Source organism: Lacticaseibacillus suilingensis (genome assembly GCF_016861845.1).
GTDB lineage: Bacteria > Bacillota > Bacilli > Lactobacillales > Lactobacillaceae > Lacticaseibacillus > Lacticaseibacillus suilingensis.
Map to the genome: position 1 here is coordinate 1 of NZ_BOLV01000027.1, position 19,598 is coordinate 19,598.

Sequence of the window (19,598 nt, forward strand, 5' to 3'; positions counted from 1 at the left end):
ATTGTTAGCGGCATAGGCTACAACCACTAAACACAGTCACTTTGATCTACGCTTAATTTCAACTTTGCACCAGAACCGGTTAGTTGACTATCTTTCAGATTGTTTGCACCAGAACCGTCACGGCAACATAGCACCAGGATAATATTTTACAGAATTGTTTACATCTAGTATTTAAAACTATATAATGCAATTATTAAAACCGCGGAGGACCGAACATTGCCAAAAAGAATTGCAATTCTCGTTGATTCTGGATCAGACGTTCCTCAAAGCGTGCTCGAAGCGCACAACAATATTGTTGTTGTCCCACTCAATATTACGATGGATGGTCATAATTACCGTGACGCTGTTGATATCACACCAGATGAATTTTATTCAGCCTTGATGCAGGCAAAAACCCTTCCCCAGACGGCTAGCCCCTCACCACAAGCCGCTAAAGCCGCAATGAATGAGCTGTTCGCAACTGGCTATCAACAAATCCTCGGCATCACGATCTCCAGTGGCTTATCCATCACCAACCGGACCTTTCAACTTGCGGCACAGGACTTTGCAGCTGACCAGGTCACAATTCTCGATACGAAAAGTATCGGAATTGGCAGTGGTATTCAGGTGGCCTATGCCGCATCATTAATTTGCTCAGGAGAATCCTTTCAACAAGTGATTGAAAAAGTGACGGCCTCAATCGACAAAAGCCGCGTATATTTTTATGTCCCGACTTTGAAGTACCTCAGTGCAGGTGGTCGAATTGGCAAAGTTGCCAGCCTGGTCGGATCGGTTTTGAAAATCAAGCCGGTGATCTCATGTGACTCAAAGGGGATATACTACCCTATTTTTAAGGCCCGTTCCGAAGAAAAAGCGCTTCATAAACTGGTGGCGCAAGTCAAAAAGGATTGTTGCAATAGCGCTCACTTTTGTTTAGGGGTGGCCCATGGTCAAAATCCGGCTCTGGTTAAAAAGCTGGCGGCTGAATTAAAGGCAGCGACGGGCCAAAGAGTGGATTTTGTTGGCGAAATTTCACCGTCTTTAGGGGTTCATACAGGTCCAGGGTTAATCGGGGCGACTATTCTGTCGTATTAACCGTCAAGATTTAAGGATTTAGGTGTCAACGTGTACTTGATCCCGTCCCGAATTCAAGAAAAAACGGCAAATAATCCGGAAGCATTTGCCATTTTTTCATGTTGAGCGCTTAGAACAAGCAATCAAAGTGAATTCTGAGCTGATTTGCAGCCCTCAGTCAGATAATTAATTTCCTAGCTTAGATGCTTCTCCTCAGCATTTTATTGCGAGTATCAGGCGTAAATATTGCAACCCGCGTTTTAGAATTAAGTTAGCCACCCCCGCCTCCAAATTCGGGCGATAAAAAACACCAAGCCGATAAGACCTGTTATCATTGAAGTTCCTACACAACCAATGAAAGAGGTATCGTCTTGATGCAAGATCAGCTTATCACGCCGCACACCAAAGGTCACCACCTAACATTACTTGAACGAGGAGAAATTGCCGCCCTCCACGCCCGTGGCGAGTCTAACCGCCAGATTGCCACGCGCCTTGGTATCAGTCGCCAGACTATCGCCAACGAACTCTCTCGCGGTCAGATCGACCAAGTCAAGAAGGTCAACGGCAAGTTGCGATACTACCGCGTGTACAGCCCGAAAACAGCCCAGATACGTTACCAGGCGAACCGCCAGCTCTGCCGCCGTCCGCTTAAGCTCGCGAAGGTCCAGGACTTTATCGCCTACTTCACGACTCGCTTTCGTGAAGACGGCTGGTCGCCCGATGCAGCGGTTGGTAGGGTCTGTATTTACCCGATGAGATGGTCTGTACGGAAACGCTCTACAACTACATCGAGGCGCAGCTGCTGGGGGTAAGGAACATCGATTTTCTGGAGAAAACCGGCCGGCGCGTGAAGCACAAGGCCAACCACAAGTTCAAACGCATGCTGACGGCCGCAGTATCGACGACCGGCCTAAGCGCGTCGACAATCGCAGAGAGTTCGGTAATTTCGAGCTAGACACCGTGGTGGGTAAGCGCAACGGCCAGGAAAGCGTGCTGATGACGCTGATTGAGCGTAAGACGCGCTTCCAGTTCGTGCGCCTGATCGATGGTCGTGATGCGGACTCGGTCAACCATACCATGCGTGCAATTGTTAAAGACCACGGCGATATCATCAAGACCATCACGGCGGACAACGGCTCAGAGTTCGCAGACTTGTCGAACGTGCTCGATGGTGTGGCCGATGTATACTACGCCCATCCTTATCGCTCCAGCGAGCGCGGAACCAACGAGGCCCACAAACGGATGCTCCGGCGCGACTTCCCCCAAAGGTACGTCGCTGGATGCTGTAACCCCACAGGACGTGGCCGAGGTGGGGCGCAAGATCAACGACCTCCCACGGCTCATCCTGAAGTACCAGACTCCCACAGAATGATTTACTGTCGAATCTGCTCGGGTCCGGCGCAGGGCCGCCAAGGCGGCAGCCGCCGGCTAGCCCACCAGCTTCCTAGATAACAGGCTGTCACGCCTCTGACTGTGACGGGCCGATCGCGCGCCTAGAGCGCGATCGGCCACTACTAGTGCAAAATAAAAAAGGGCTCAAGCTTGCTCCGACAGGGTGGGTGGGACCACCCACTCCGCCCCTCCCGGGCAGCGCGCCAGAACCAGGCCGGCGGGCAGAAGGGGTGCCATCTCGGGAACCGGCACGACAATCTTGCCCGAACCCGCGCGTCAGGACCGCATACAGCGCCCAATTTTCAAAAATGCCCCTCACTCTCTAGGAGAATGAAGGGCATGTGTCATGTGTATGTACGGCGGGCGCGTGTGGGCGGCGACGGGCGGAGGACGCGTAGCCGGAAGCGCAGTACCGGTGTCATTCGTCATACATATGTACACGGCTTATCTTTGTCTTGGCCTCGCGCCGCGGTGGGTTCGGACGACGGCCCGCGGAATGTGGGCTGACGGCCGACCCAGCGACAGCGCGCGAAGGACGCGACCAGCGGCGCATGCGCGGATGTGACCGCGATACGGTGCGGCGCCAGGCGCACGCGGCCGGAACGGCCGCCAATGTGGCCTAGCTGGTAGACACTCGGCGCTGGCGGAGCTCACTGGCGCAAGCCTGTGAGCGGAGAAGCGCCAGGCGCGGTCCATGATGTGTCCCTGCACCACGGCGGGGCCGAGCGGCGGCCCGCGGGACGCGGACTGGTGCTGGCCTGCCGATGGGGCGCGTTGGAACGAGGCGGCGCATGTGCGGATGTGACCGCGATACGGCGCGGCGCCAGGCGCGATTTTGCTGAAGAATCCAGGGCATAACAAGTCCAAAACATTGGATGTCGCGACAATCATTACCTCGTGCATCCGGGGACCAACTTCTTTTTCGATGCCGATGTATTAGTGATTCTGTTGGCCAACCGGCTTAAGATATGACCTGTACACGGCCAAGCCGTTCACGCTTCACAATCATCGAATTCGTCTCATAACCCTCGGCATTGTCGGCTAAGAAAATAATGGTTTTTTGAGCATTCTCAAGCATTGTGCGAGCAATCACTGACTCATACAGGGTGTTTGTCGTTAATAACCGGTCGGAAAGACCGGTTGCGTAAATCAGCGCCAAATCTGCGTCAAAGTGTTTAATGGATTGAACGGCCGTATTGCCATAAAAACTCAACCAGTCATCAAATCGATTCAGCTGTCCACCCGTCAGCACAGGAACTCGATTAGATTGATCAGATTCTCTCTGCGTCGTAACTAACTGATTCGTCATGACGTGACAGCCAAGATCAGCCAGCTCATATGTCAGTTTCTCCGTTAGCGGACTTGTGCTAATTAACACCCGCCCAAGATTACCGGCGATTGCCGTTAGCGTCTGCTCTAGATTCTGTGCCCTCTCTTGATTGATCTGGCTACTAGGCATCGACTCACCAATCCACACCACTTCGCCATAATCGTGTAGCACTAAGCCCTTCTTGATAAACATATGCAGGTCCCGATTGATGGTCATTAACGATACGTCAAACGCTCTCGCCATCTCACTAGTTGTGGTGTGAATATGCTGCCGCAAAAAGGCCAATTCACGTTGGCGCCGATCGATTACGTCGCTCTCTGTTGTTCGCATCATATCCCCCATCCGAATTAATCATATGTAGTAGCTTATGTTTGACTTTGTAAAAAAAGGCTGCCTCCTCCGTATACTGAAAGCGTCATCAAGTCAGGAGGATTTTATGTTAAACCAACCATTTTTCTGGGGTGCTTCATTGTCTGCCCATCAAACCGAAGGTGCCGTGAATATTGACGGCAAGCAGCCTTCTGTTCAAGATACTCGGCCGCGCAACAATCACACAATCGCAGATTTTAGTATCGCGGTCGATCATTATCACCACTTCAACGAAGATTTCCAGATGCTCGCGGAAATGAACGCCAATGCTCTACGCATCTCATTTGCCTGGACCCGCATCATCAACCAAGACGGATCGGTCAATCAGCTAGGTCTTGATCACTACGACCAGGTCATCAACGCCCTGCTGGCGTTAGACATTACGCCCATCGTCACAACCTATCACTTTGATCTCCCAGACACGCTCCAACAGGCAGGCGGCTGGCACAATCCGGCCACAATTGAGGCTTATCTCCAGTACACTCGCGTTCTATTTGAGCATTTTGGCGATCGGGTTAAGTACTGGCTGACAATTAATGAACCCAATATCATGCTATTAGCCGATACGAAGATTCTCGGCATTCACGACACCAATGAAGGCCGGTATAAGTCTTATTATAATATGATGATTGCTGAAAAGTACGCCTTTCAACAATGTCATGAACTCGTTCCAGAGGGCAAAATTGGTCCCGTTCCGAACATTTCCTATGTTTATCCGTTAAGCTCTAAACCAGAAGACGTGCGCGCCGCCCTAGATTTTAACGTCATTCGCAATTGGGCATACCTGGATTTCTCTGTGAGATGTCAATTAAACCCAGTATTTAAAGCACATCTGGAGAAATTAGGTATCGATTTACACATTTTGCCAGAACATCAAGCGCTCGTAGACGAAAACCGTCCCGATTTTATTGGCTTCAATTACTATACAACTGCCACGGTTAGCTTCCCACAGGCGGGTGAAGCGCGTTCTGCCGGAGTCTCTGACCAGCAGTCAGAGGACGTGTATGAGCCTAACTTTTACAAAGGCGTCACCAACCCTTATCTTACCAAGAATGCCTTCAACTGGACGGTTGACCCGCTTGGCCTTCAGACATCGCTTGAGCAAACCAACGATCGTTATGGCCTCCCAATTATCATCACAGAAAACGGACTTGGTGCTTACGATGAAATGACTGATGATTACAAGATTCACGATCAATATCGCATTGAGTACCTTCAGCAGCATCTAGCGGCTGTCGATGCTGCTATAGCTAACGGTGTCGAAGTTCAGGGCTACTTACCTTGGTCTTCCATCGACTTGATTAGTGTTCACGAAGGAATTCGTAAGCGCTATGGCTTCATCTACGTTGATCGTACTGACGACGACCTGAAGGAAATGAAACGCTATCCCAAAGATAGCTATTATTGGTTCCAACGTGTCATTAAAGAGAGGAGTAATCGATAATGAACAAGTTCTTTGGCTTTCTTGAAAAGCGGCTCCTACCGCCGCTTAACAAGGTCGCAAATACTAAGGTAGTCCGGGGAATTATGAATGCCAGTTTGGCCGCGGTTCCTTTCACCATCGTGGCTTCAATCTTCTTAATCCTCAATAATCTGCCAACCATATTCCCGTTTGCAGCAACCTTTTTCCAGAACACACTCCTACGTTTCTCCGCCTTCTATTCAATCGGTAATACGATGGCGCTTGGCACAATTGCCATCTACTACTCATTAGCCATTGGCTATTATTACATCGAGGAGTATCGCAAGGCTGGTGAAGAAAAGCTTAATGCCTTCACTGGTTCTATCCTCTCGTTATTTGCCTTCCTCATGACAATTCCATCAATCATCTGGAAAAATGGTGCCGCTGTTGGCGTCTCAACTAAAGTCGTCGAAAACTCCGGCTCCGTCAATGGCCTAGCCCTTGCGAACGGATGGATTACGCGATTCGGTGGCGTCGGCATCTTTATCTCCATCATCATGGGCATCCTAGCAGTTCAGGTCTATCGTTTCTGCGTCAATCGCAATCTCACCATCAAAATGCCGGAGGGCGTTCCCGCAGGGGTCAGTCGCTCTTTTGCTTCCTTGATTCCATTAGTCCTAGTCGCGTTTCTCGTGATTATCATTGTCTCAGTGCTCGGATTCTTAGGCACCGATATTCATGCTCTCCTGTCTGCGCCGTTCGGATTCGTTAAGTACCTCACCGGTTCATGGCTAGGTATGGTAATCATTCTACTTCTGATTCACCTACTATGGATTGTTGGGGTTCACGGCACTGCGATTATCAAGAACTCCTTCATCAACCCAATTCTGTTGGTTGCTTTGACTGAAAACATCAACGGCTCCCACAACATCTTCGCTGGCGACTTCATCAACATGTGGGTCTTCCTTGGTGGCGCTGGTGGTACGCTAGGACTAGCACTATTGATGAACTTTGCCGCGAAATCTAAACAGCTTAAAATTCTTGGCCATACCGCTATCATCCCGGCCATCTTTAACATCAATGAACCAATAATTTTCGGTGCCCCCATCGTCTACAATCCATATCTAATCATTCCATTCTTAGTCAACCCAATCGTGTCTGCATCCTTAGCCTACTTCGCCATCAAAATTGGCATTGTTGGTGTTGTGAACACAGCGATTGCTTGGGTTCTACCTGTTGGGGTCGGTGCTTGGCTTGGTACTGGCGGTAATATTCCGGCAGTTATCCTCGCCTTCATCAACCTTGCACTCTCCATTGTTATCTACTATCCATTCTTCCGTATGTATGACCAAAAACTGCTTGCTGAAGAAAAGGATTAACCATGCTCTTGAGAGTAGCTTGCCCGTCTTCTCAAAATTCCGTCTAAGGAATCTCTCCAGTGCCATTACTGCAAGCTGACTAAAGTATCTTCATGGGGGGGCCCACCGGCATTTCCGTCGAAATCGCCTCAGATTCGCGATCTCGCGCACGGCCACCCCGTCGAATATGCATTCTATCTGAATTAAATCTCAAAAGAAGGCGCCCACATGGAATAGTGTGAGCGCCTTCTTGCGTTATCATTTTTCAACTTTTCCCATCTCTTGCGATCGTCTCTCTGCGACCCGGCGCATCAGCGTCGCCTTCGAGACACCAAATGCCGACACAGTTTCCTTTACAGTATGCTCATCATAGTACTCCAGCATCTGTTCGAGCCGCCTACCGTTGATCACCGGCTTGCGGCCTTCCTTATAATCAGGCACATGCTTGCGCGCATATGCGCGACCGGTTTGGGTGCGTTCAACAATCATGTCCCTTTCATATTCGGCAAAAGCGAGCATCATGGTGCGCATCATCTTAGCCATCGGAGTCAGTCTGCCTTCACGGTCAGTCTCAAACGTGCCGATGTTTCCGATTCGGAGTGATACCCCTTTGACCTGAAGCTGATCCATCACCTCGAGCGCACCCTTCACCGTGCGAGCCAATCGATCCATCTTGGCGACAATCAAAGTGTCGCCTGGTTGGAGAACGGCGAGCACTTTTTGAAATTCCGGTCGCTCGACCGTCGTACCGGTGTACTTCTCTGCATACACGGTTTGGGCACCCAAGAGATGGAGTTCTGAAATCTGTTCATCTAGACTTTGAGCCAAGGTGCTGACTCGAGCATAACCGTAAATGTGGCCGGCCTGATTCTTGCTTGCATCCGATGCTGATTCGTCTATTTTTTCTACCTTGGCCATGATTTTCGCCCTCTCGTTTTGATACAAATATATGAGACTCGCTCAGGCCTATTGTAGCGGGAGATGGTGGCCGGTGTCAATACTTTTAAGTTATGACACCGCCGTGATTAATAAACGCGAGCCAAAAAAACTTACTTGGCCTCATAACTCACAACCGATTTAGTTTTCTAAAACTCCATCTCCTTATTCACCGCGCTAAAGGCTACTCTGATGTTCTCAAATCGCTTATCTGCCATAGACTGATCGGAGTCTTGAGCAAACTCTCGTATCGCCCAGGTCTCTATGCCCGCTTTTTTTGCAGCAGTGATGCCCCTCTCACTATCCTCAAATGCAATACATTGCTGGGGCCAATAGCGAGAGTAAATCAAGTGCTTGTTGGTAAACCACTGGGCTTGGCTTATTCTGAAGTAAATCCGCGCCACTAACAACAACCTCAAAACAGTCCACTAAGCCACACTCCTTCAGCATTCTCTCAATACTGTCTAGAGAACCAGCTGAAGCGATTGCTAGTCTGATTCCATTGGACTGTAACCATTTAAGCCCACCACTCACTCCGGGCACTAGATGATTCCAGAACTGGATCGGATGAGAATCCGTATATGCCGAATAGTCAGCTTTTAATGTCGTACGAAATTTGACGGCTGGTACTAAAAGCTCCCACCTCTGTGCGTCCGAAGCACCACGTATCTCCGAAGACGAAATTTGCTTTGTCTCGACTCCCTGGCTGCGCAGAAAATCAAGCCGCCTCTTCAGATAGTATTGTTCACTGTCTACCAACACCCCGTCTACGTCAAAAATTATGGCTTTTTTCATCACAGGTGCTTCCCTTCATACAAAAGGCCCAAACTTCAGGCTTGGGTCTCATAACATTCAGATATCATTTATGGTTCTCGCGGCTCAGGGTATGCATTGCACTGCGGTTGTTCAAATATAGATCCCGGAAGATCGGATAGTGTTGAGCATAATATTGATGGTTCTCTGAATTAGGAACGAGAACCCTTCCCGTTGGTAGCACTCGCCGTAGTGCTGAAAATCCAGCAAGTTGTCCTGATCCAATAGCAGCAATCATTGCATCTCCATATGCGGAACATTGAAAATCTTCTGGTATCTGAAGCGGCTTTCCAAGCATATCGCAGACGATTTGCATCCAAGTAATGTTCTTTGTGCCGCCCCCGGCAGTAATGACGCGCTCTGGTTCTAACCCAATCTCACTGAACAGTCTCATATGCTGATACGTAGAATACGCAACTGACTCTAACGCAGCGCGATTGATATGCCTACGATCATGACCACCTGTCAATCCGAAAATCATACCTAGTGCCTCTGAATCCTGCAACGGGCTTCGTTCCCCGTAAATATAGGGCAACATAATCAGCCCGTCCGCCCCCACAGGGACTTCGGACGCCTCTTCGGACATAACCGTATACGCATTTTCCCCGGTCGTTGCCTCAGTAAGTAATTCACTCTTATAGAAGGTGTCACGCACCCAGCGCGTTAATGTTCCGGCAGCATTTGTACCGTCACCCAAACAAAACGTCCCCGGAATTGTAAAATCCTTTCCTCCCTTAAGTGAGCCATTGCCTGAAGGAGAAGTATAAGCATCTATGAACTTATCCGTACAGTAATAGTAGAACATTGATGACCCATACTGGAAGAATACTGTTCCTGCTTCTACTAGGCCAGCACTGATGGCTTCGGAAGTAGAGTCGCCGGTGCCTGTGACCACTGGTGTTCCTTGTGCTAACCCCGTTGCTATAGACGCTGCTTTGGTTACCGTGCCTACAATATCGGTTGATACTCTGCTTTCGGCAAGTTGGTTAGGACGACAGAACACTTCGCACTGTGCTTCATTGACGGTCCCATCTGCATTATAGAGTGGACGAAACGATCCTTTAGCTAAGGCCTGGTCAATGACATATTGCCCAGTTAGCTTCGCTGTTATGAAAGAGCTACCCGTGAGAAATTTGTAAGTTCTGTCGTAGACCTCTGGCTCGTTGTTCTTTATCCAGAGAATCTTAGTGGCCGTATCACCAGAATTTATCTTATGGCCAAAAAGCCGATTAACTTCTGATTCTCCGTAATACTCGGTTAACCATCTCGCTTCCTCGGTCGCGCGAGCATCGATTCCATATAGAATCGCTGGACGCAGAGGGGTACAGGAATGGTCCACCGGAACACAATCAGTTCCTAAAGCGCTAGCGCCAACACATTCAACATCTTCAGGAGCAACATGACTCTCCGACAACAAGGATTTCGCGATCTTACAAAAATCGCCCCCCAGATATCTTCAGCATCATGCTCAAAGAATCCAGGCTTAGGATTAGACATCGAGTGTTTAACCGAACAGTCACTAACTACGTGGTAATTGCTATCAAGCAACATTCCTCGAGACTCATAGGTGCCAATATCAATTCCAATAAGATAACGGCCCAAAATTCTCGCCTCCTAGTGCTCACTTCTAAACTGTTGTACTGCCTGCATGAAATACTTAACGCGCTCTACATCTACTCGACCATTGAACACGCCGTCTTTCTTAAAAGCAGATCCTACGCAAACACCGTCGCAGTTAAGGAGCTTTTGAATATTGTCGTGGTTCGCCCCTGTGTTGCAAAATACAGGAACGTCTTTAGGCTTAGCGACCTCATGAACAAGTTTAAGTGCAGTGTCATCAGGCTCAGCACCGGCGGCTGGACCCGACACACACAACCCGTCAGCAAATCCCCCAAACATAATGGAATTCGCTACAACCTGGATTGGCCGCTCTACCAAGTAACTATCAGCCTCTGGATTTACTTTGAAGAGAAGACGCATACTTTCAACGCCCAACGCCTTACGATGGCGAATTGCCTCTCCCATATTCGAGGTATACAGTCCGTATTCACCCATATATGCCCCAGAGAAACAGCTTCTTCCGAAGTTGGCTCCAACTGCTGCACCTAGGTCAATGGTGGCAATTGGGTTCTTTACAACATTAACGCCGAAAGGCACTGAAAGATCTTCTTTTAAATTGCCGATGATGTACGCCATTGTTGAGATATCTGCGATGTCGGCGACCGGCTGATAAGGGAGGCTGAATTCGTTTGCAAACAGGACACCATCAACGCCACCGTCTTCGAGTGCAAGTAAGTCTGCCTTTGCATGGTCGAGTACTGTTCTCATAGAGCCAGAATACGCTGGGTCACCCGGCAGTGGATCTAAATGCAACAAGGCGATTATTGGTTTGTTAACTCCAAACATATCTTTGGTCCACATAATATCACGCTCCCACTAGCTCATCTGTATTCGCTCTCAACCAAGCAGTTATCTGATCCATAGAGGCATCCGGGTCCTTAAAGTATCGGCGATCACAGATCTCAAAAGAAAGTGGCCCCGTATATCCCCCATCTCTCAGCTCTTGGTAGTAACGCTTCATCGGGAAATCTGCATCGCCTGGTACCGTATGCCCACGGTCATTAAAGTGTACATACTGTAGCTTAGGTCCGAGATTCTTCATGTAATCAGAGATTGTCTCACCAGCAAAAGTCATCTGATCTGTATCGACCATACCCACCAGATGACTCGAGCCAACTTCGCTCAACATCCTAGCAATATCCTTACTCGTAATTAGTACATTTGTCGTTGTATTTTTAAGCTCCTCAAGCATCAATACTACGTGTTTCTTCTCTGCATACTCGGACAGTTGCTTCAAAGAATCTCTGCATAACCCCCAAGCCTCATCTGGAGACTGATCAAAATACCCAAAACCAGTACTGATTTGAACTCTCGAGCATTCTAGAAACTCGGCAGTGTCAATCGTGCGCTGATAGTATCGGAGGCTCGACTCTCGTGTTGTTCGGTCCTGAGTACAAAAATTGACGGGATAAACACAATTTTCCGGCGTCATCGCTCCAACGGTGATTTGCCGTTTTTTAAGGTCGCGATTAAGCTGTAGAAGCTGACTCAAAGAATAATCAAACACATTAAGCTGCGGGCCTGATAAATACAGATCGACGGTGTCGTAAACGGAATTTGCAATCTTATCCAAAAATTTCGTGGTTGAATAGCGAAGATACTGATAATCCATCGGCATCAACTTCATGATTGAGCTCCTTTCAAATTAGAAGATCACTGAACCAAGGCCAAGCGCCACCACAACAGATACAATTGTGCAGACCAGTCCAGGTAGCATGTAACTGTGATTCAGGACATACTTGCCAATTCGAGTTGTCCCCGCGGTATCGAAGGCTAACGCGGCTACTGTCTGTCCAGAGTCGGGAATAAAATAGTTTGATGAGCAGGCAACCCACCCGGCTATGATTACCGCTGCCGGGAGATGTAGTGCAATGCCAATTGGAATCATAATCAACGTCGTCGAAGACTGACTTGTGGTAATAAACCCAACAATGAAAACGGCAAGAATATAAATCCAAGGATACTGGTTCGTTAAAGATGACATGTTCTTTGTAATAAATGAAGCCTGATCCCCAATAAAAGTGTTAACCATCCAGCAGAGACCAAAGGCAAGAACAACGGCGAACATTCCCGTTTTAAAAATAGGTTGGTCAAGTACCTTATCACTGTTGAGCTTTGTCAATATCACCATAATTGCAGCTGCCGCAAACATGAACATCTGGATAACAACCGTCAAATCAAGTTTTGTTCCATCTGCGAATTTTGGCAAGATACCGTTAAACGCGCCAAGCAATACGATTAAAACCATGGTCGACAAGAAGATAGTTAGTGAAATCTTAGCTGACTTGCTAGTAGCCTCTTTCTTGACCTCTTTGTCGGACTGCACAACAATCTCCCCTGCAGCAACCCGGCGTTGGAACTCAGGATCATCAGCGAGTTCTTTGCCCTTTTTAATTACAGCAAAGGCTGCGGCGACTGTCCCGATTAACGTTGCGGGAATAACAACTAATAGCAAGGTGAAAATATTGACGGAAGAATAGCTAGACTCACTCATGAATGCCAAAACCGCAACCGTTGCCGCAGATATTGGACATGCTGTAATTGCCTGCTGTGAAGAAACAATGGAAGCGGATATTGGTCGCTCAGGCCGCACGCCAGTCTCAATTGAAATCTCGTTGATGACCGGCAAAAGGCTGTAAATAATGTGCCCCGTACCACTCATGAACGTAAAAACATAAGACACAACTGGAGCTAACACAGTAATCATCTTAGGGTTCTTGCGAAGTAGTTTCTCCGCGATGCGAACCATAAGATCTAGGCCGCCACACGCTTGCAAAGTTGCAGCCGCTGAAATGACAGCAATCATGATCAAAATTACGGTAATCGGCGGATCAGCGGGTTTCACCTTTAGAATGAATGTGAAGATAATCATTCCCACGCCACCAACAAATGCCATGAATGGGCCGCCCTTTCGGACCCCCCAGAATATCATCAATAAGACAATTAATAATTCGAGAAAGAACATGACACATCCTCCTTTGTATAGGGAATACGGTGTTGTACCTTTCACGCGTGAAATTAGCTTGATACAAAGTCCACTCTGCCGGCAATGGTATTGCTTTGTATCTATGACAATAGTAGACATGTAAGAAAGCGCTGTCAACCCAATCGTTCACTTTTGAGCAATTAATTCCAAGAGTCTTCTTCAGAGGATATTTAGATCCTGGAACCAGGCCTGCTGGTCAATAACAAAGACGAACTCTGATATGTAGAACTGTTCTTGTGCTGGCGGAATCTCAGAAATCAGGCCAGTATCGTACTTAAATGAGCTGGTACTGCCCGTTACAGTCCAATCCATTCCATCTAAATGCAAGGTATTGTATTATATTGATATATGTTAAACTTTGCTGCATATAAAAGTCAGAAAGCAGAGGCCCTCTTCTATGAAATTAAGCGCGTCTAGCGCAACTCCACTATATCTGCAGTTACATGATGATCTGGTCAAAAATATTAGAAACAACCATCTCAAGCCTGGCGATCGCTTGCCGACAGAAAGTGAGTTACGAGAGACGTACTCCGTCAGTCGAGTAACCGTAAGAAAAGCCCTCGGTGCTCTTGTTGAGGAAGGCTATTTGGATCGCAAATCTGGTAAGGGCACTTTTATTCGCACTCCAAAGATTCAGCGTGGACTCTCTTCAAACGCGCTTAGTTTTTCAAGAATGTGTGAACTGCGAGGCCTGAAGCCTGGTGCACAAGTTATTAAAATGGCTCTCGAAGCACCGTCTAACAAGGCACGAGAAACATTGCAACTCACTCCCCAGCAAAAGGTCTTGAACATCGAACGCGTGCGCACCGCCGATGACACGCCAGTTATTCTTGAGATAAACACATTTCCGGACTCTTTCTCTTTTCTATTCTCGGAAAATCTAAATGACACATCTCTATATAAACTACTTGAGGACAAGTACGACATCATCCTTGATAACTCATCTAAAACAATCGATATGGTCTTTGCGGATCACAAGCAAGCCGAACCCCTTAACGTTAAAAAAGGCTATCCTTTGTTGCGGTTTAACAGCATGGTTCGCGACAAAGAAAACAAGGTAATCAACCTGTGCCAACAACTTTGTCTCGGCGATAAATTTAAACTTATTGTTTAATTTAAATGCACAAATAAGAGAGGGGCATCACGCCTCCCTCTTATTTTGTCTTTTCTTCTTAATTACAGCTCTTCTAGTAGCGTGGTAGCCTTTTGCTGAATCTCAGCAACCTGTTCATCAGTCAAATCAGCAAAATCACTATTGTCTAAAGAAGTGTCTGCCGCCTGAACATAGACAATTTTTGTGTCCTTTTGAGTGATGGAATAGAACCACTGTTCCTTAGAGACGTTCAGGACCTCTCCCACTCTCATCGGAGTCAGTTTAATATCTTGAAATTTGTTATCTGACCTCTCGGCGGTGATCAATAATGCCTTTCCCTGAACCAAGATAAACTGCTCATCTGATTTATGATGAATCTCTAAATGGCTAACACCTTCAATATCATTATCTGGTTTCCAGTTCTTAATAGATACCAGCCAATTTCCGTTGTTGTAGACACATTTAATTCCTTCCGATTCATTGCTATATGTTTCGACTGTCATCACTTTACCCTCCTAGCCTTACAAGTATGGATTGAATTGCTGAATTACCTTTGTCGCTCGTTCCTTACCAACCGTCATGCAATCCGGGACAGACCAGCCAAGGCTCACGCCGTACGTAAAGCCGGCAATGTAAGAGTCGCCGGCACCAACTGTATTAACAACCACAGCTTCGCCAGCTGATTCCTTATAGAAATGGTGGCCGTCATATGCGAGGCTGCCTTCGCCACCCAGCATTGCAATGACTGTCTTTGCGCCTGCCTGATAGGATGACTTAAGGAACTTTCGAATCCATTCATCGTCCTTCTCATACGAGAAAAATGCATAATCCAAGTTAGGTAATAATTTGGCATTGATTTCTTGATCAAGCCGCCTTGAAAAATCGTATACCCAAATCTGTCCAGGTTGTTTGACTTCGGATATAAAGGTATGTGCCTTCGACCAGCGTTCAGCATATACAATGTCAAAGTTATTGATGAATTGTTTGTCTGAATCGCCAATAGCCATATCATCCATGGCATTTCCTGTGAAGCCTAGATAGATTTTTTCAGTGCCTTCCATCTTCATTTTTGCCACGGCCGTTGGCTTGTCCACACGGGCCATAACGCGAAGTGGAATTCCTTCCTTTGCAAGCCTGACTTCAAGTGCTTCGGCATACAAATCGTTGCCTAACACGGTCATCTCCGTTACCGCCCCACCTAAGCCTCGGTAATTCATAGCAAAGTCAACACTATTTCCAGTCAGATAAAAGCGCCCCGAATCCAGATAGACATCAATACAATTGTCCGCCATCGCTAATGTAGTCTTTGCCATAAACTCACTCCCCTAGGACATAAACCATATATTTTCGATTCTTGATACCGTCATACTCCACGAAATACATATCGGCAGCGTGACCAAGTTTTATCTCCCCGTCTACGACGGGATAGACACAATGATTTCCTGTCACTAACGATTTAAGGTGACCCGGTGCGTTCCCTCCGATGGTGCCATATGATGGCAGGTAATGGTTATGGTTATACGGATAATCGTCAGGAAAAAGTCGATCCATCTGCGCGAGAATATCTCGCTCAACACATTCTAGATTTTCATTTACTGTAATCCCGGTCGTAGTGTGTTCCGAGATTACATAGACAATACCGTTTGAAATCTTTGAGTCTTCAACTACTGACCGTACATCATCCGTAATTTTGATGATTTCAAACTCTTTCTTTGCTGTAACCTGATTTTCCTTGAAGTATGTTTTCATCACGATTCCTCCAGGCCCAAAAACCGCACAGCATTATCGTGGAAAATCTTTTGCTCTACCTCGGGCGGGAGGTGGAGGGACTCTATTCCGCGCTTACTACGAACCGGCCGAATTCTAGGAGAGCCGGAACCAAACATGACCTTATCCATAATGTTGTGATACCAATGCTCACCCAATCCTTCGGTAAGCTCTTGTTTATAAATCTGGTAAGGCCCATCCGTATACATCATCGCCGTGCTAGCATATGCATTCGGGTACTTGATCAATAGGGCCTCTGTCTCTTTTGTCCATGGCCATCCCATATGAGCAAAGCAGATATTCAATCCTGGGAAAGATGTAAGAACTTCCTCAAAAAGAAATGGTTCTGCATACTTAGACAGCGCATAATTTTCGAAAGAAAAGCCTGAGTGAAAAATAATTGGCTTATGATGAATCTTGCAAATATCATATAGTTCCACCAGACGTTCATCCATAGGACTCATGTGCAATCTGGCTGTATTGATATACAAGCCTGAGAATTCGTTCTGAGAAAGCGCATCTGACAACTTTTCATGCGCATCTGTATTTCGCGGGTCAACACTGGCAAACCCCACAAAGAGTTCTGGGTCCAGATCTACCAACAGTTTAATATCATCATTGGTTATTGTGGCTGTCCCCGAAGAATAGGAGTTATCCTCAGGCAACAGCACCGCTTTTTCAATTTCAGCCAGGCCGAGTTGCTTCTTCAGAAGTGACAAGTCAGCCGGACTCATCAGATGATAGTTCATCTCATTGCAACGTTTCTCGAAAGTCTTCTTATCGTGATAGATTTCCTTGAACATCGCTGGTCTAATGTGCGTATCGATTACCAACTTAAAAACACCTCGCTAATTACTCTTGTCTTGATTGAGCTTCTTCTATCTATCGTCTAGCAAAAAATCTGACCAAACGTCAAAATCAGTCACTATTAAGCATCTTCAGGTGAAACCGTTCTACAGATATACGCATGCGACCCGATTCAATTAATCGGTGTAATAGTGATTTTCAAGCCAGATAAGTAAGCCCTTTCATTTTCAGTATCAAGAAAGCGGTGATACCGCTTCAAAAATCTTAGTGCCAAATCCGAATGCACCATTCATTTGACAAACGCTAGCCGAAAATTCAGCCCCAGCACGCATTGCCTTCTGAACTTCGTCTTCTATATTCTGAGAGAAGAAGTTAAATGTACCACCCTGAAGACTTAATAATTTCTGCAATAGTGCAGTCAAATAGGAGTCCCCCGCACCCATTGTATCAACAACCGAATCAATCACTACTGCCGGTTCATATAGCCAGCTATTGTTAACTAAAGCGTATGATCCTTTCTCTCCCATTGTGCCAATAACAATCTTAGCCCCGAGATCGGCAGCCTTCTTCATTTCTGCCTCTCTGTCTGCCTTACTCAGATGGCTAGTGGACATGAATGCAAAATCAATATAAGGACAAACTTGGGCGAGATACTCATCCGTCCAACGGACCGAAAAATCAAAAGAAATTGGTACGTGCAATTCGCTCAGCTGTGGCAGATCTTGCTCGATGTAGCTGTTTAGGCTTGTGTGGATGAGGCTAAACTGACGAATATAATCTTCATCTTCCAAAGTAAAATTCCAGGGCTTTTCTTTAGAAACTCCCCCTTTGTTTGACATCAGGAAGTTGCGGTCCTTATTCACCAATTCAACTCTCGAAAAGCCATTATCGCCATAAAAAGAGCGACTTTGTGAGTCATCAATCCCCAGCCTCTTCACCACATGTTTTACATAGTCGGCAATCAGGTCATCACCATATTTTGTGATCATTCCCGCGTCCTGCTTAAGCATCTTTGAGTAAGCGCAAAAGTTTAAGACGTTACCTCCTGGATACATGATGCCCTGATTGACGTACTTGTCGACAACATTGTCGCCGATTCCCAGCACCTTATTAGGCATACTCTGACCCCCTTGCTATTAATATTCAACCTTCCACATATAGCGACGTGTGTGAAGCGGGTGTTCACGAACCTCTGCAAGTTTCTCGTTGTATACAGGATAAACATTGTTAAACAAAGAATGGTTAAAGTAATCAATAACCGATTCCTTAATTGTAGAAAGGCCCAGCTCTTTTGCATCAAAGACTTCAACTCGTTTAGCGTACTTGTTTAAGAATTTAAGCGCGCGTTCGTCTAATTCACGAGTGCTACCTTCCGAAATCTGAATCATGAATGGAATGTTTTCATCCGTGATTTCAAATGGCCCATGGAAGAATTCCCCGGTATGAATGCATGCGGAGTTGACCCACTGCATCTCCATAAAAATACAAATGCTCTGAAGATATGCTGAGCCCCAACTTGCACCACTGCCCATCGTATAGACAACTTCATCGTCCTTATGGTCAATAGCAAACTTGTCTGCACGCTTTTCGACGTGTTTCATCGCAAGCTTAACAATCCGGTCAATCTTAGACTTCCCATCAACAAAGTCTGCATAGTTTGCATATCCTTCGCTCTGGTTTACAAGCTCTACGGCAATCGTTAGTACCTGCATAGTCTTCTCTTCGGCAATGTCCTTATCGGGGCCAAAAGTATACTCAACAACGTAATCTGCATGCTTGGTGATTGGAGAATCTGGTTTCCAGGTTAGTGCAATAACCGTTGCACCCTTCGCCTGGGCCACCTCTGCTGATTTGATGGTTTCTGGAGTGTTCCCCTTGTGTGAACATACAATAACTAATGAGTTCTCACCGAGCGCCTTTGGCTGGCTGTGAACAAACTCATTACTTGTATAAAGACTTGAAACTAATTCGCTAGACTCTTTCTCCAGAAATACTTTGGTCGGATATAGTGCCGCGTATGAGCCCCCGCACGCAGCCATATAGACTTGCTTAATGCCGCCTTTTTCCTTCTTGTCCTTCAAGATCTCTTCAATAATCGCCTTAATTTCCATTGCTAAATCCCTCCATCAAATGTATTTTATTGTACGCCAACAATATAATACATTTGTTTTCGGGTGGCAAGTGAAATATCGAACAATATACAAAATTCTGAGATTATAAATGCTATCCTCTATTGATTCTCTTTGCCGTATACCCTGATTTAGACATACAAATAGCCCTCCAGCGTACATGTGTATATCGGTACTACTCCTGACCGTTCATCTCTGCTACACTTATACCGCTGGGAGCAACTCAACTGGAGCCTCCTGGCGGTGAGACTAGATGTATCATTTCCTGCTTGAAGTAGCGGCCGGCGACGCTGCTTGGGTGTGCGCTACCGGCATTTGTGCTTGGATTCAATCCTCGTATAAAGCCCACAAGCGTCGCCATCGTGCCAAACTGCGCAAGGCTAAAGCCAAGCGCGGCTAGCTAGATGGCTAGCCCCCACGAGGCATCTTTCGGGCCCTACCAACCCGAAAGATGCTTTTTTGGTGCGACGGATTTACAATTCAAGTGCAACAAATTAGTCAAATAGAAAGACTCATAGCCTGAGTCCTTGTAAGATGGAATCA

The 19,598-nt window shown here is 46.8% G+C and carries 18 protein-coding genes and 1 pseudogene; 5 read left to right on the top strand and 14 right to left on the bottom strand.

The window, feature by feature from the left end; genetic code table 11:
* Nucleotides 1-216 precede the first annotated feature (216 nt).
* Nucleotides 217-1,074: a DegV family protein gene (locus JUF11_RS11865; protein WP_204119758.1), complete on the top strand. Its 858-nt coding sequence runs from the start codon at nucleotides 217-219 to the stop codon at nucleotides 1,072-1,074.
* 353 nt (nucleotides 1,075-1,427) lie between these two features.
* Nucleotides 1,428-2,425: pseudogene (locus JUF11_RS11870) on the top strand (IS30 family transposase).
* 981 nt (nucleotides 2,426-3,406) lie between these two features.
* Here the strand turns inward: JUF11_RS11870 and JUF11_RS11875 are convergent.
* Entirely contained in the window at nucleotides 3,407-4,108 is a 702-nt protein-coding gene (locus JUF11_RS11875) for a DeoR family transcriptional regulator (protein ID WP_204119759.1), read from the bottom strand.
* Nucleotides 4,109-4,211: 103 nt separating this feature from the next.
* On the opposite strand from JUF11_RS11875, the gene JUF11_RS11880 reads away from it, so the two are divergent.
* Both JUF11_RS11880 and celB read left to right on the top strand, forming a co-directional pair.
* Nucleotides 4,212-5,588 (top strand): glycoside hydrolase family 1 protein, encoded by a 1,377-nt coding sequence (locus tag JUF11_RS11880; protein WP_204119760.1) that lies wholly within the window; start codon nucleotides 4,212-4,214, stop codon nucleotides 5,586-5,588.
* Nucleotides 5,588-6,925 (top strand): PTS cellobiose transporter subunit IIC, encoded by a 1,338-nt coding sequence (gene celB, locus JUF11_RS11885; protein ID WP_203664623.1) that lies wholly within the window; start codon nucleotides 5,588-5,590, stop codon nucleotides 6,923-6,925. Before JUF11_RS11880 ends, celB begins: the two co-directional genes overlap by 1 nt.
* 237 nt (nucleotides 6,926-7,162) lie before the next feature.
* On the opposite strand, the gene JUF11_RS11890 is transcribed toward celB, so the two are convergent.
* The 7 genes from JUF11_RS11890 to JUF11_RS11920 all read right to left on the bottom strand — a co-directional run bounded on the left by JUF11_RS11890 (nucleotide 7,163) and on the right by JUF11_RS11920 (nucleotide 13,238).
* Complete coding sequence (locus JUF11_RS11890; protein ID WP_204119761.1) at nucleotides 7,163-7,822, bottom strand: recombinase family protein; 660 nt, start codon at nucleotides 7,820-7,822, stop codon at nucleotides 7,163-7,165.
* Nucleotides 7,823-8,146: 324 nt separating this feature from the next.
* Nucleotides 8,147-8,635, bottom strand: coding sequence for an HAD family hydrolase (locus JUF11_RS11895; protein ID WP_204119762.1), 489 nt, complete (start codon nucleotides 8,633-8,635; stop codon nucleotides 8,147-8,149).
* Between the two features lie 64 nt (nucleotides 8,636-8,699).
* The gene (locus tag JUF11_RS13330; protein ID WP_308439947.1) at nucleotides 8,700-10,103 is read right to left on the bottom strand and encodes an FGGY-family carbohydrate kinase; all 1,404 of its coding nucleotides are present in this window, start codon (nucleotides 10,101-10,103) and stop codon (nucleotides 8,700-8,702) included.
* Nucleotides 10,010-10,255 carry an FGGY family carbohydrate kinase gene (locus JUF11_RS13400; protein ID WP_204119764.1) on the bottom strand — a complete coding sequence of 82 codons (246 nt, stop codon included), beginning with the start codon at nucleotides 10,253-10,255 and terminating at the stop codon, nucleotides 10,010-10,012. Before JUF11_RS13400 ends, JUF11_RS13330 begins: the two co-directional genes overlap by 94 nt.
* A 12-nt stretch (nucleotides 10,256-10,267) precedes the next feature.
* Nucleotides 10,268-11,074, bottom strand: a complete 807-nt coding sequence (locus JUF11_RS11910; RefSeq protein ID WP_204119765.1) for a BtpA/SgcQ family protein — start codon at nucleotides 11,072-11,074, stop codon at nucleotides 10,268-10,270.
* 4 nt (nucleotides 11,075-11,078) lie between these two features.
* Complete coding sequence (locus JUF11_RS11915) at nucleotides 11,079-11,900, bottom strand: sugar phosphate isomerase/epimerase family protein (RefSeq protein ID WP_204119766.1); 822 nt, start codon at nucleotides 11,898-11,900, stop codon at nucleotides 11,079-11,081.
* Between the two features lie 18 nt (nucleotides 11,901-11,918).
* Nucleotides 11,919-13,238, bottom strand: coding sequence for an anaerobic C4-dicarboxylate transporter family protein (locus tag JUF11_RS11920; protein WP_204119767.1), 1,320 nt, complete (start codon nucleotides 13,236-13,238; stop codon nucleotides 11,919-11,921).
* A gap of 418 nt (nucleotides 13,239-13,656) precedes the next feature.
* Between JUF11_RS11920 and JUF11_RS11925 the strand changes: the two genes are divergently transcribed.
* Nucleotides 13,657-14,373, top strand: a complete 717-nt coding sequence (locus JUF11_RS11925) for a GntR family transcriptional regulator (protein WP_204119768.1) — start codon at nucleotides 13,657-13,659, stop codon at nucleotides 14,371-14,373.
* Nucleotides 14,374-14,435: 62 nt separating this feature from the next.
* On the opposite strand, the gene JUF11_RS11930 is transcribed toward JUF11_RS11925, so the two are convergent.
* From JUF11_RS11930 to JUF11_RS11955, 6 genes are all read right to left on the bottom strand, one after another.
* Entirely contained in the window at nucleotides 14,436-14,855 is a 420-nt protein-coding gene (locus tag JUF11_RS11930) for a hypothetical protein (RefSeq protein ID WP_204119769.1), read from the bottom strand.
* Between the two features lie 18 nt (nucleotides 14,856-14,873).
* On the bottom strand, nucleotides 14,874-15,665 hold the full coding sequence (locus JUF11_RS11935; RefSeq protein WP_204119770.1) for a PfkB family carbohydrate kinase: 792 nt from the start codon (nucleotides 15,663-15,665) through the stop codon (nucleotides 14,874-14,876).
* Between the two features lie 4 nt (nucleotides 15,666-15,669).
* Nucleotides 15,670-16,101 carry a secondary thiamine-phosphate synthase enzyme YjbQ gene (locus JUF11_RS11940; RefSeq protein ID WP_204119771.1) on the bottom strand — a complete coding sequence of 144 codons (432 nt, stop codon included), beginning with the start codon at nucleotides 16,099-16,101 and terminating at the stop codon, nucleotides 15,670-15,672.
* The gene (locus JUF11_RS11945; protein ID WP_204119772.1) at nucleotides 16,101-16,952 is read right to left on the bottom strand and encodes an amidohydrolase family protein; all 852 of its coding nucleotides are present in this window, start codon (nucleotides 16,950-16,952) and stop codon (nucleotides 16,101-16,103) included. Before JUF11_RS11945 ends, JUF11_RS11940 begins: the two co-directional genes overlap by 1 nt.
* A gap of 207 nt (nucleotides 16,953-17,159) precedes the next feature.
* The gene (locus tag JUF11_RS11950) at nucleotides 17,160-18,044 is read right to left on the bottom strand and encodes a PfkB family carbohydrate kinase (RefSeq protein ID WP_204119773.1); all 885 of its coding nucleotides are present in this window, start codon (nucleotides 18,042-18,044) and stop codon (nucleotides 17,160-17,162) included.
* Between the two features lie 18 nt (nucleotides 18,045-18,062).
* Nucleotides 18,063-19,037 carry an SIS domain-containing protein gene (locus JUF11_RS11955; protein ID WP_204119774.1) on the bottom strand — a complete coding sequence of 325 codons (975 nt, stop codon included), beginning with the start codon at nucleotides 19,035-19,037 and terminating at the stop codon, nucleotides 18,063-18,065.
* Nucleotides 19,038-19,598: the final 561 nt, after the last annotated feature.